This window comes from Acinetobacter parvus DSM 16617 = CIP 108168 (assembly GCF_000368025.1).
In the GTDB taxonomy this organism is placed as follows: Bacteria; Pseudomonadota; Gammaproteobacteria; order Pseudomonadales; family Moraxellaceae; genus Acinetobacter; species Acinetobacter parvus.
Genome location: NZ_KB849210.1, coordinates 229410 through 242074, shown reverse-complemented (window position 1 = coordinate 242074; position 12665 = coordinate 229410). Strand labels below are relative to the sequence as shown.

Annotated in this window: 12 protein-coding genes and 1 riboswitch; of the genes, 6 read left to right on the top strand and 6 right to left on the bottom strand. The window is 46.2% G+C overall.

Annotation, left to right across the window (positions count from 1 at the left end):
• Positions 1–123: 123 nt before the first annotated feature.
• Positions 124–1044, bottom strand: coding sequence for a site-specific tyrosine recombinase XerD (xerD, locus tag F988_RS01820; RefSeq protein WP_004680762.1), 921 nt, complete (start codon positions 1042–1044; stop codon positions 124–126).
• Between the two features lie 149 nt (positions 1045–1193).
• On the opposite strand from xerD, the gene F988_RS01815 reads away from it, so the two are divergent.
• The 5 genes from F988_RS01815 (at position 1194) to ftsW (ending at position 6342) form a co-directional block, all read left to right on the top strand.
• Entirely contained in the window at positions 1194–1454 is a 261-nt protein-coding gene (locus F988_RS01815; RefSeq protein WP_004674296.1) for a FeoA family protein, read from the top strand.
• Positions 1451–3304, top strand: coding sequence for a ferrous iron transporter B (gene feoB / locus F988_RS01810; RefSeq protein ID WP_004674298.1), 1854 nt, complete (start codon positions 1451–1453; stop codon positions 3302–3304). The genes F988_RS01815 and feoB overlap by 4 nt, the downstream gene beginning before the upstream one ends.
• A 54-nt stretch (positions 3305–3358) precedes the next feature.
• Positions 3359–3610 carry a DUF6587 family protein gene (locus F988_RS01805; RefSeq protein ID WP_004680761.1) on the top strand — a complete coding sequence of 84 codons (252 nt, stop codon included), beginning with the start codon at positions 3359–3361 and terminating at the stop codon, positions 3608–3610.
• Positions 3611–3767: 157 nt separating this feature from the next.
• Positions 3768–5126, top strand: coding sequence for a UDP-N-acetylmuramoyl-L-alanine--D-glutamate ligase (murD, locus tag F988_RS01800; protein WP_004680760.1), 1359 nt, complete (start codon positions 3768–3770; stop codon positions 5124–5126).
• A gap of 10 nt (positions 5127–5136) precedes the next feature.
• Positions 5137–6342: a putative lipid II flippase FtsW gene (gene ftsW, locus F988_RS01795; protein ID WP_004674301.1), complete on the top strand. Its 1206-nt coding sequence runs from the start codon at positions 5137–5139 to the stop codon at positions 6340–6342.
• Between the two features lie 59 nt (positions 6343–6401).
• On the opposite strand, the gene gluQRS is transcribed toward ftsW, so the two are convergent.
• From gluQRS to thiC, 5 genes are all read right to left on the bottom strand, one after another.
• Positions 6402–7334: a tRNA glutamyl-Q(34) synthetase GluQRS gene (gene gluQRS, locus F988_RS01790; RefSeq protein ID WP_004680759.1), complete on the bottom strand. Its 933-nt coding sequence runs from the start codon at positions 7332–7334 to the stop codon at positions 6402–6404.
• A gap of 11 nt (positions 7335–7345) precedes the next feature.
• On the bottom strand, positions 7346–7879 hold the full coding sequence (dksA, locus tag F988_RS01785) for an RNA polymerase-binding protein DksA (RefSeq protein ID WP_004680758.1): 534 nt from the start codon (positions 7877–7879) through the stop codon (positions 7346–7348).
• Between the two features lie 191 nt (positions 7880–8070).
• Positions 8071–8886: a 3',5'-cyclic-AMP phosphodiesterase gene (gene cpdA, locus F988_RS01780; protein WP_004680757.1), complete on the bottom strand. Its 816-nt coding sequence runs from the start codon at positions 8884–8886 to the stop codon at positions 8071–8073.
• Between the two features lie 21 nt (positions 8887–8907).
• Entirely contained in the window at positions 8908–9519 is a 612-nt protein-coding gene (locus tag F988_RS01775) for an NUDIX domain-containing protein (RefSeq protein WP_004680756.1), read from the bottom strand.
• A gap of 75 nt (positions 9520–9594) precedes the next feature.
• Positions 9595–11490, bottom strand: coding sequence for a phosphomethylpyrimidine synthase ThiC (gene thiC / locus F988_RS01770; protein ID WP_004680755.1), 1896 nt, complete (start codon positions 11488–11490; stop codon positions 9595–9597).
• Between the two features lie 84 nt (positions 11491–11574).
• A riboswitch (TPP riboswitch) is annotated at positions 11575–11695 on the bottom strand.
• A gap of 145 nt (positions 11696–11840) precedes the next feature.
• On the opposite strand from thiC, the gene phoU reads away from it, so the two are divergent.
• Entirely contained in the window at positions 11841–12563 is a 723-nt protein-coding gene (gene phoU / locus F988_RS01765) for a phosphate signaling complex protein PhoU (RefSeq protein WP_004680754.1), read from the top strand.
• Positions 12564–12665 lie beyond the last annotated feature (102 nt).

The window sequence follows — 12665 nt, the reverse complement described above, 5'->3', positions numbered from 1 at the left end:
TTTTGTTCATATTCATATATTCAGGGGCTTAGCATAACAAAAAAATGCCATGACTTCGTTAAATCTTGCTGATGCATTGTGAACAAAATCAAGTTTTATCCCAATCTTGGACAAGTGGTGGTTTTATCCCCGTGGATGGTATTTACCATGCAACTCCTGCATACGGTGTTGAGCAACATGGGTATAAATCTGGGTGGTGGAGAGGTCACTATGCCCAAGCAGCATTTGCACCACACGTAAATCCGCGCCGTGATTGAGAAGATGGGTGGCAAAGGCATGGCGCAGGGTATGCGGTGATAACTCCGCCTGAATATTGGCCTGTAGCGCATAGCGTTTAATCGCGTACCAAAAGTTCTGGCGGCTCATGATGCCACCGTGCTGGGTCAGAAACAGATAATCGGTACTGCTCTTGTAGAGCTGCGGACGGGATTCCGTCAGATATTTTTCAATCCAGTCACAGGCATATTGTCCGAGTGGAACAAGACGCTCTTTATTGCCCTTGCCTGTGATGCGTAAAAAGCCCTGCTTTAAATTGATCAGTTCCATGCGTAAATTGAGCAACTCAGAGACACGTAAGCCGCAGGCATACAGCACTTCCAGCATGGCACGGTCACGTAGGCCTAGGGCGGTGTTAGTGTCAGGCGCATTGATCAGCGACTCAACATCCTGTTCTGATAAATCCTTTGGCAATGCTCGACCAATTTTAGGGGATTGATGGGTGGCAACAGGGTTGTCATCCCTCAGTTTTTGTTCCCTTAAAAATTTATAGAACTGTCTCAGGGCCGATAGGCAACGTGCAATTGAACGGGGACTTTTACCAGACTTGGTCAGCGCAATCAGCACATCGGCAATGTCAGCACTCGACCATTGCGGTAATGAAACCGATGTGTGTAATTCGCTGCACTGAATCAGGTCGGAGAGATAGGCATTACGGGTATGGGGGCTAACGGTTTGCGCCACCAGATAATCACGAAAACCCTGTAAAAAACTCAAATGTTCAGGAATGTTGACCGCAGAGGGAATACGAGGTTTTTTATTTAACATAACAGCCAGTGTCCTTGATTCATCTGCACTGTAAAAGAAAAATTTTGTGTTGTCGATCTGTCAAAAAAGGAAATGCCATTGATATTGTTTTTGGTAATTATTCTCATTTGCCTGTATACTTGCAATAAAAGAGTCAAGGGTTAGAAGCGGTGCGATTGTCAGCATTAAAAGTCAAGCAAACGGCGATAATCACTAAGGTGAATCGCCTGGTCGATGAGACTGGACAGCCAGATCTTGTAGCAGTGCGTTTAGAGAGTTTGGGCTTTGTGCCAGGCACTCAGGTGCAGGTAATTACCAAAGGTGTGTTTGGTGGCGATCCGATTCTAATCCAGATTGGCTTTACTCGTTTCGCATTACGCAAAACTGAGGCTGAAAAAATTGAAATTCAACTTGAAGGAGCACCTGCATGAGTGATGCGTTACGTGTTGCCCTCGTGGGGAATCCAAACTGTGGTAAAACCTCTTTATTCAACCACCTGACAGGAACCCGCCAAAAGGTTGCCAACTATGCAGGGGTAACGGTAGAGCGTAAGGTCGGGCATTTCCAGTTGCCGTCAGGTCGGAGTGTTCGTGTCCTGGATTTGCCAGGAACCTATAGCTTAGAGGCCACCAGTCCAGATGAGGAAATCACCCGTGATGTCTGTCAGGGCAAGATCGCGGAAGAGGGGCAGCAGGATGCCTTTTTATGCGTGGTGGATGCAACCAACTTAAAATTGCATTTAGGCTTGGTGCTGGAAATCATTGAACTGGGCCGCCCAATACTGGTGGTGTTGAACATGATGGATGAGGCACGTCGCCGTGGCATCCAGATCAATACCCAGAAACTGTCAGAACGTTTGGGCGTACCCGTGGTCGAGACTGTAGCAGTCCGTAACACAGGCATTGAAAACCTGTTGCACGCACTGGACCAGGAGAAATACACGGTTCCACAAACAGAGCTCAGTGGTTTGAAAGGTGGACACCATCAGAAAATTGAAACGATTTTCAGGGATGTGGTGAATTTCGTTGATCAGGAAGATAAGCGCACCGATTTTCTGGATAAGATTTTCCTGCATCCAGTGCTGGGCCTGATCACTTTGGCTGTGATGATGTTTATTGTCTTTCAGGCGGTCTTTGCCTGGGCTGCACCATTCATGGATGGGATTGAAAGCCTGTTTGGCTGGCTTGGAGAAACCTTGGGGCAACACATTTCCCAGCCATTGCTGCAAAGTCTGGTTGTGGATGGCATTATTGCAGGGGCTGGTGGTGTGGTGGTGTTCCTGCCACAAATCCTGATCTTGTTCTTCTTTATTCTGGTGCTGGAAGAATCAGGTTACTTGCCACGGGCAGCGTTCCTGTTAGATAAGTTGATGTTCAAGGCTGGTCTGAGTGGGCGCGCCTTTATTCCATTGCTTTCAAGTTTTGCCTGTGCCGTGCCTGGAATTATGGCAACCCGTAGTATCAGTGATCCACGTGATCGTTTTACCACGATTATGGTGGCGCCGCTGATGACCTGCTCAGCACGGTTACCTGTATATGCCTTGCTGATTGCGGCCTTTATTCCAGCGCAAACCGTGTGGGGCATTTTTAACCTGCAAGGTCTGGTGTTGTTTGGCCTGTATATGTCAGGGATTTTTAGCGCGCTTTGTGTTTCCATCGTGATGAAATTCCTGCAAAAGGACAAATCACAACATGCGTTGTTGCTTGAGTTGCCAAGTTACCGTATTCCAGACCTGAAAAGTGTCGGGATTGGACTGCTGGACCGCGCCAAAATTTTCTTAAAACGTGTCGGTGGCATTATCTTTGCGCTGTCGATTTTGCTTTGGTTCCTGTGTACTTTTCCGCAGGCACCAGAGGGTGCAACCCAACCTGCAATTGACTACAGCTTTGCAGGGATGCTGGGGCATGTGATCCAGCCTATTTTTGCCCCGATTGGCTTTAACTGGCAAATCTGTATCGCCTTGATCCCAGCGATGGCGGCCCGTGAAGTGGTGGTGGCTGCACTGGGTACCGTCTATGCACTGTCGGGTGCAGACGATGATGCGGTGGCACAAGGCTTGGCACACTTGATCAGTGCTGATGGTACAGGCTGGTCGCTGGCAACAGGTTTGTCTTTGCTGGTGTGGTTTATCTATGCGCCGCATTGTCTGGCAACACTGGCAACGGTACGCCGTGAAACGGGTTCATGGAAGCATGTGGCGGCGATGACTGCGTATTTGTTTGGATTGGCCTACTTAATGTCGTTTTTTACCTACCAGATTGCATCACGCATTTGGGGGTAGCAAATACCACCTGCCCCCCTTTAACAAAGGCAGGGAATCATTGGAGAGATGCTTATGTTTGAGTACTTGATTGTTGCTGTATTGGTGCTGTGGAGTGCTGTGGTAGTATTTAAGAAAGTATTTCCTCAAACAGCAAATGCAGCATTTCTGGCTTTATCCAACCTGTGCCAGCATTTAGGGTGGCAACGTCTGGCCACATGGTTAAAACCTAAAATGGTGGTGGGTTGTGCTGGGGGCTGTGGCTGTTCTACTGATGAAAAAGAGACGAAAAAGTCACAGGCGATCCAAACGGTAAAGTGGCGTTAGCAATATAAGGGTTGCCCATATTTAAGGATATGGGCGATTTTTTTACTTTTACGCACTGACACAAAAAAGCCTGAATAAAACCAAAACTGAAAAAGCATTTAAAACAGTAAAGTGCTAACATTTTTGCCATTCTGTGAACTGCAAAAATGGAACGAAAATGTTAATACAACGTGGTGGATTAAAAGTCGTGGCGGGCCTGGGGATTTCAGGTGTGTCGGCGGTTAACTTTTTACATGAACAAGGCTACCAGGTTGCAGTTACGGATTCTCGGGAAACTCCCCCTGGGCATGACCAGATTCCCGCTGGAGTGAAAACCAGCTTTGGCAAACTCGATTCAGAGCTTTTACAACAAGCAGAAGAAATTATCCTAAGTCCAGGCCTTGCGCCACAGCTACCTGAAATCCAGCAGGCGATTGAGCAGGGTATTGCTGTTGTGGGCGATATCCAGCTGTTACGTCGCGCAACAGAAGTTCCAATTATTGCAATTACAGGCTCAAATGCAAAAAGCACCGTGACCACATTGGTTGGCTTGATGGCGCAGGATGCAGGCAAAAAAGTGGCTGTGGGTGGCAACCTTGGCCGTCCTGCACTGGATTTACTGAAAGATCAACCTGAGCTGATTGTGCTGGAACTGTCCAGCTTTCAGCTTGAAACAACTTCCCACCTGAATGCGGAAGTGGCTGTGGTGTTGAACATGAGTGAAGATCATTTGGATCGTCATGGCAATATGTTGGGATACCACAAGGCCAAGCACCGTATTTTTCAGGGCGTGAAAAAAGTAGTCTATAACCGTGATGACAACCTAAGCCGTCCACTGGTTCCAGATGTCACGCCGATGCAAAGTTTTGGTCTTAATGCGCCTGACCTGAATCAGTATGGCGTGTTGCGAGATGCAGATGGTACCATGTGGTTGGCGCGTGGACGTGAACGGTTACTTAAAACTTCCGAAATGTACATTCAGGGGATGCACAACGTTGCCAATGCACTGGCCTGCCTGGCATTGGGTGAGGCGGTTGGCTTGCCAATGCAATCCATGCTTGACACCCTAAAAACCTTTAAGGGGCTGGAACATCGCTGTGAATACGTCAAAACTGTTGATGGGGTACGCTACTATAACGATTCCAAGGGAACGAATGTTGGCGCAACACTGGCGGCAATTGATGGTTTAGGGGCTGCGATTGAGGTCAAGAAAGGCAAGCTGGCACTGATTCTCGGGGGGCAGGGCAAGGGACAGGACTTTAAGCCATTACGTGATGCCATCCAGAAATATGTCAAGAGTGTGATTCTGATTGGTGAAGATGCGGCAGTGATTGAACAGGCCATTCAGGGAACCACCATCATCCAGCATGCCAATAGCCTAAAGCATGCGGTGGATTTGGCCCAACAGGCGACCCATGCAAAGGATGTGGTTTTACTCTCGCCAGCATGCGCCAGCTTTGATATGTTTAAGAGCTACAATGATCGTGGACATCAATTCGTGGCCTGTGTAAATGCCTTGAATGAAAATAAAAACTAGGGACAGAGTTATGGCTGATTTAGCCCAAAACGCTATACAAAAGACTGTACAGAAGATTTCACAGCTGCTGAATCGTTTGCCCAAGTTTCCAGCAGAAATGACAGCACGCAATATCCTGATTTTCTCTGTGATTTCCCTGCTGTGCTTCGGTTCGGTGATGGTGGCGTCAGCCTCGATGCCGTATGCGGAATATATTCATGAAAACCCATTCTACTTCCTGATTCGTCATGGTATCTCGATTGTGGTTGCGGCGGTGGTGGCATTTTTAACCTATCGGGTCTCCCTCAATCTATGGTTTAAAAATGCATTCCCGTTATGGTTGATTACCATCGTCTTGCTGCTCGCCGTACTGGTTGTGGGTTCCGAAGTGAATGGGGCACACCGCTGGATTAAGGTGGGTGGCTTTACCTTGCAGCCTACAGAGATTGCCAAGATCGTGATGGCAATTTTTACCGCTGACTATGTGGTTCGCCGTGCCAAAGAGGTGCGAACGCACTGGAAAGGTTTGCTGCGCCTGAGTGGTGTCATGGCCCTAACCGTTGGCTTCATTGTGGCTGAGCCTGACTTGGGGGCCACCGTCGTGATTGTTTTGATGATGGTGGGTGTATTTTTTCTGGCAGGTGCGCCAGCAACACAGTTCCTGATTATGCTGGGGGCAATTGTTGCGGGCGTGACGGCACTGATCCTGTTTGAGCCTTTCCGCTTTCAGCGCCTGATTTCATTTACCAATCCCTGGGCTGATCCATTGGGCGTTGGCTACCAGCTTTCCAATGCATTGATGGCATTTGGACGTGGTGAATGGTTTGGCACGGGATTGGGACACAGTGTCCAGAAGCTGTCCTATCTTCCAGAAGCACATACTGACTTTATGTTGGCAGTTCTAGGTGAGGAGTTTGGTTTTGTTGGCGTGACCATTGTGATGGCGCTGTCATTTACCATGCTGGCATGCTGTATTCGTATTGGCCACCGTGCATTGCAACACAACTACCTGCGTGCAGGCTATTTGGCCTATGGCATCAGCATTATTTTCCTGCTACAGATTTTGGTGAATGCGGGCATGAATATGGGCTTGATGCCAACTAAAGGTTTAACATTGCCATTCATTAGTTATGGGGGTACGTCATTGATGATGTGTGCAGCCATGATCAGTCTGATTCTGAAAATTGATGCATCAACGCAAGAGTTGAATCCAGTAAAAGAAGAATCAAACTTCTAGTTAATCAAGCTTGAAAGTTTGAGAGAAGCCCTTTGCCATGCATAGGGCTTTTTTATTGCCTATAGGTATATTCCAGCCAACTGACTACCTTTTGGAATTAAAGCAACATTCCATTGTTGCACCGCCTGTTTGAGCATGATTCGGGGTTGGTCAAGTTCAACATCAGGCTGACCCAGTGCTAAAATCGCCTGCTGTAGCAGTTCGGCGGCTTTAGTGGTATCGAGTGCCTGTGCCATATTCTGCTTTGACAGTTTTTGTCCCTGATCATTCATGGCGAGGGGTAAATGCATATAGTTTAAAACGGGATAATTTAACAGTGAACCGAGCCAGATTTGGCGAGTGGTATTATCCAGTAAATCTGCACCACGAACCACATGGGTAATCCCCTGTAAATAATCATCGACCACGACAGCCAATTGGTAGCTAATAATGCCATCTCGGCGTTTTAGCACAAAATCGCCGAGATCATGTTGCAAGTTTGAGCATTGCTGGCCCTGTAAACGATCATCAAAACAAATGCGCTGATCAGTGACCTTTAGGCGAATCGCTTGCTGGCTGAAATCAAGACGGAGGTCACGACAAGTACCTGCATAGATATGATTGGAACCCAGCATTTTACGTGTGCATTGACAGGCATAAACCGCCTGGATTTGTTTAAGCTGTTCAAGCACCTGTTCATAAAGCTCTAAACGATCTTTCTGGAAAATGATTTCGGCATCAGGTTCAAACTGAAATGCATCAATACAGGAGAGAATGTGGGCTTCACTATGGGGATAAATGCGTGGAATGTCGGTGTCTTCAATGCGAACCAGCCATTTGCCATGATTGGCCTTGGCATCACAATAGCTTGCGACTGCGGTAAGCAGGGACCCAAAATGTAAGGGGCCAGTGGGAGAGGGGGCAAAACGTCCGATGTATGAGCGACGATTAAGCAAAGTATCGCTTTGCCGCTGCGCAAGAGCGAAGCTGTGCTTCGCTTCATGGCTTAACACGGTTGTCAAAATTAACCGTTGTTTTGCTTTTCTTTGATTTCTGCCAAAGTTTTGCAATCGATACAGAGCGTTGCCGTTGGACGTGCTTCCAGACGGCGTAGGCCAATCTCAATGCCACAGGTTTCACAGAAACCATAATCTTCGTTCTGGATCGCCTCAATCGACTGTTCGATTTTACGAATCAGCTTACGCTCACGGTCACGGGTGCGTAACTCAATCGCAAACTCTTCTTCCTGTGTTGCTCGGTCATTGACATCAGGCAATGCAGTTGATTCATCCTGCATGGTGTTCAGGGTACGATCAACTTCAGACATTAACTCAGCTTTCCATGCATTCAAAATCTGGCGGAAATGCTCAAGCTGCCTTTCAGACATATATTCTTCGTTTTTCTTTGGCTGATAAGGTGCGATGCCAAACAGACTTGCGGTGGTTCCACCTTCCGCAGACTTGGGTTTGGTTTTACGCACACGTTTTACAGGCGCTTTTTGATCGTCAATCACTTCTGTCTGTTCGTCCAGGACTTGATTTTGGTTGTCATTCGCCATATAGGGCATTCCTCATCATACACGTACTATCTATACGCAAAAAATATGGTGATATGCAAGTGTTTTTATATAAACCGAAGATGGTTTTCCCCATCAGGGGTCGTCATCATATAGAGTTTTTAGACAAGATGGTAGTCATTCCTGTCTAGATTTCGTGAGAAATCGTGGATGTGATTTGTAATCAACAGTCGCTAATCATATCCCAAAACTTCTGAGCTGTTCATACGCTGGGAAGTCGGAAGCCGATAGACCTGTGTTTCCAGCTCGCCATTGGCCTTAAGGCAGATATAACGGTAACCAGGATGTTCCTCATCCAGGGCGAATTTATCACTTTTCGGTTTGAACTGAATACAGGTTGATGGAGTTGATAAAAATTGAATATCTTGCCATCCGTTAATAGAGTCTTGGTGGACATGACCACAGATGATGGCTTTGATATTTGAAAAAGGTCGAATCGTTTCGAGTAAATCAGATGAGTTCTTTAGTTTATGTTGATCAATCCAAGCAGATTCCATCGCAAAAGGATGGTGATGGCAGGCAATAAGCACATAGCGGTCTTTTAACTGTTGTAATAGTCTGGTCAACTGTGCCAACTGACCATCCGCGATTTTTCCATCAATACGCTGTGGCTGTGCACTGTTCAGTAAAATAATGCACCATTTGCCAAGTTCAACAACCGTTACCTGTGTCTGGTCGCTTTCATGGAAAGGAAAATGGACAACATCATCATGATTGCCTGGGGTATGGAAGAAAGGAATGCCCAGACTCTGCATATGTTGCAGATAGCGATTGTAGGTCACTGGTGTCGGGTTCTGAGCCAGATCACCTGTATGCACAATCAGGTCAATATGGGGGTGCTGTTGGCGCATCAAGTCGATTACTGCATGAAAGCTTTGCTCGGGATGCATCCCGACAAACTCCAGATGCGGATACTCCAGTAAATGGGTATCAGTAATCTGTATCATCACAAAATCTTTTTGCGATAACGCTGAGACCTGGAAAGTCACCGTCTGTAGTCCCTCAGATTCTTATCGTTGTTGTAAGTGTTGAGCCAGCCACTGCAATGCCATAATCACAGGTGCATTTCTCAAACGTCCATTCTTAAGTAAAGTGCCTAGTTCTGAATAGTCAAATAAATGAAGCTGGATATTCTCCCCTTCATCTGGCATCCCAAAGATGCCCCCCATTTTTGGTAATTCTACTTCTGCCGCATACAAGTGAAAAAATTCCGAGCATGCCCCCGCAGAAGGGTAAAAACTAAATAAATGCTGGAGCTGTTGAACCTCACAACCCGATTCTTCCAGGCTTTCCCGACGGATACAGTCTTCTGGTGCTTCGTCTCCATCCAGCACACCAGCAATGACTTCAAGTTGCCATGCTGACTCGGAGTCATTTAATGCACCGACCCGAAACTGCTCAATGAGTGCAAAGCGTTGTTGTTGGTCATTATAAAGCAAGACACCAGCGGCTTCTGGGCGATGGATCAGCTCACGCTGAATCACGGGTGAGTAATCTGGCTGATTAAACAGTCGGTGTCGAAAGCTCACTTTCTCAACTTGAATGAATCCTCGGAATAGAAACTCTCGAGATTCTATCGTAACGTCGGATGCTGAATAGCTGGCGTGGTCAAGAATATTCATCTTCAATCAGGATGAGATTGTACATATCTCATCCTAACCGAGAATGATTCATGGGCAAATCTTTTTTTAGGCGATTTACAGCTTGTGGTACAATTTTTGACCATGTTCCTGATAAGCGGTTTTCATGGCACTGAGACCTGCTTCAATATCTTTTTCCACATCATTTGACTGATTGGCATTGTGTTGATTTTGCGCATAATCTCGCACATTCTGAGTAATCTTCATGGAGCAGAATTTTGGTCCGCACATGGAGCAGAAATGCGCTGATTTATGTGCCTCTTTTGGCAAGGTTTCGTCATGCATGCTGCGTGCCGTATCTGGGTCCAGACTCAGGTTAAACTGGTCATCCCAACGGAACTCAAAACGTGCCTTGGACAGTGCGTTGTCACGTACCTGTGCACCTGGATGCCCCTTTGCCAGGTCCGCTGCATGCGCCGCAATCTTATAGGTGATAATCCCATCCTTGACATCTTTCTTGTTGGGTAGACCTAAATGCTCTTTTGGTGTGACATAACAGAGCATGGCAGTACCATACCAGCCAATCATCGCGGCACCAATCGCCGAGGTGATATGGTCATAACCTGGAGCAATGTCAGTTGTTAATGGCCCCAGTGTATAGAATGGCGCTTCCTTACACACTTCCAGTTGTAGGTCCATATTCTCCTTGATCATATGCATTGGCACATGACCAGGACCCTCAATCATCACCTGTACATCATGTTCCCAGGCGCGATGTGTCAGTTCACCTAATGTCTTAAGTTCACTAAATTGTGCTTCGTCATTGGCATCCTGCACACAGCCTGGACGTAACCCATCACCTAAGCTAAATGAAACGTCATAGGCTTTCATGATTTCACAGATTTCATCGAAATGCGTATACAAGAAGTTTTCTTGATGATGCGCAAGACACCATTGCGCCATAATTGAGCCACCACGCGACACGATGCCTGTCAGACGATTGGCGGTCATAGGCACGTAGCGTAATAACACACCTGCGTGAATGGTGAAATAATCGACACCTTGTTCAGCTTGCTCAATCAAAGTGTCTTTAAAGATTTCCCAAGTGAGATCTTCCGCGACACCATCTACTTTTTCTAAAGCTTGATAAATAGGCACGGTACCAATTGGTACAGGAGAGTTACGGATAATCCACTCTCTGGTTTCATGAATATTCTTACCCGTCGATAAGTCCATGATAGTGTCGGCGCCCCAGCGGGTTGCCCAGGTCATTTTTGCCACCTCTTCATCAATTGATGAACCGAGTGCCGAGTTGCCAATATTGGCATTAATTTTTACTAAAAAGTTGCGACCAATAATCATTGGTTCAATTTCAGGATGATTAATGTTGGCAGGAATAATCGCACGACCTGCGGCAACTTCTTGACGGACAAACTCAGGGGTGATTTCTCTTAAATTCTGAGCACCAAAGTTTTGTCCTGCATGCTGACGCATGTCTACGCCTTCACCTTGGCGTTGATTTTCACGAATTGCAATATATTCCATTTCAGGCGTAATTATGCCTTGTTTGGCATAGTGCATTTGGGTAACGTTTTTACCTGCTTTAGCTCGACGAGGATTTTGAATATGAGCAAAACGAATGTCAGCAGTACGAATATCTTTTAAGCGAGCTTGACCAAAATCAGAACTTAAACTTGAGAGTACATCGGTGTCATCACGTTCTTCAATCCAAGTTTGACGGACAGAAGGTAGACCTTGATTTAAGTCAATTTGTACATCAGGATCGGTATAAACACCTGAGGTGTCATAAACCATAACAGGTGGATTATATTCACCACCTAGACCTGTCGGTGTTTCTGTCAAGCTAATTTCGCGAAATGGAACTTGGATATCTGGGCGAGAGCCTGTTACATAGACTTTTTTTGATGAGGGTAAAATACGGGTTAAATCTTTAGCATCTTGCTCATGTTGAGCGGAAATATCAGCAGAGGGAAGATTCGTTAATTGGTTCATGGCATGATCCTTATGTATTACATTAACGAATCAAGCACGAGCAAAAACGATAGCGAATTTATCTCTTTGATAAATAAAGGCGAGGCTTTTGTTGGGCTTGATTCCTACGCAGGTGTTAACCTGATCAGGTTCAACGGTACTTGTCTTTAAATCTTGTGATTAAGATAATCTCAGCAGTTAATTAACTGCGCTCCGTCAAGCTAGGTATTTAGACTAACAGATTTTTAGATTTTTGTTTTATCAATTCGCACCAATCGACTTTTGACTCAGCTGTGTTATTGTCATAAAAGTTTCATCATTGCTGTGTTTTAATCACCCATCATTTTCCATGTGTCTAGTGGAGGCATACTGTGAGTCCAAGTAATCCTGTGTTAAGTCACCATATTTCTTCACAATTTAATGAAGACTTACAAGATGTGCATACCAAGTTTATGACCATGGGCGGTTTGGTCGAGCAACAGGTTGCCAATGCAATTCATGCCCTGCTGGATACCGACGCAAACCTGGCGATTGATGTTCAGTTCAAGGACAATACTGTCAATCAGCTTGAACGGGATATTGATGAGGGCTTAACCCTGATTCTGGCACGCCGCCATCCCGCAGCGATTGACCTGCGTATGGTCATTGCGATGAGCAAGGCCAATACCGACCTTGAACGTATTGGTGACGAAGCAGCAAAGATTGCGCGTATTGCCCAAAACCTGTGTAAAGAGGGGGAGTCACCGCGTGGTTATATGGAAACACGCCATATTGGTAACCAGGTTCGCGTGATGATCCATGATGCTTTGGATGCCTTTGCCCGTCTGGATGTGGATCAGGCCTTAAAGGTGGTGATGGCGGATGTGGATATTGACCGTGAATACCAGTCGGCAACGCGTACCCTGATGACCTATATGATTGAAGACCCGCGCCATATTTCGCGTGTCATCAATGTGATGTGGGTGCTGCGTTCATTGGAAAGGATTGGTGACCACGCGCGCAACATTTCCGAGCAGGTGATTTATATGGCTAAGGGAATGGATGTGCGCCACACCAGCATTGAAGAAATTGAACAGAAAGTAAATCAAAAATAATTTCAGGAACTCTGTACACGACAAATTTCACAGAACCCTTATCCTATCAGGATTCTGCTTTCTTAAAATTGCCAAAATTTCCTTAAACTCTTCTTTTTTCCC

Coding starts and splice junctions, on each gene's coding strand:
- xerD (WP_004680762.1), bottom strand. CDS start 1,044: ATGTTAAATAAAAAACCTCGTATTCCCTCTGCGGTCAACATTCCTGAA.
- feoB (WP_004674298.1), top strand. CDS start 1,451: ATGAGTGATGCGTTACGTGTTGCCCTCGTGGGGAATCCAAACTGTGGT.
- F988_RS01805 (WP_004680761.1), top strand. CDS start 3,359: ATGTTTGAGTACTTGATTGTTGCTGTATTGGTGCTGTGGAGTGCTGTG.
- murD (WP_004680760.1), top strand. CDS start 3,768: ATGTTAATACAACGTGGTGGATTAAAAGTCGTGGCGGGCCTGGGGATT.
- ftsW (WP_004674301.1), top strand. CDS start 5,137: ATGGCTGATTTAGCCCAAAACGCTATACAAAAGACTGTACAGAAGATT.
- dksA (WP_004680758.1), bottom strand. CDS start 7,879: ATGGCGAATGACAACCAAAATCAAGTCCTGGACGAACAGACAGAAGTG.
- F988_RS01775 (WP_004680756.1), bottom strand. CDS start 9,519: ATGAATATTCTTGACCACGCCAGCTATTCAGCATCCGACGTTACGATA.
- thiC (WP_004680755.1), bottom strand. CDS start 11,490: ATGAACCAATTAACGAATCTTCCCTCTGCTGATATTTCCGCTCAACAT.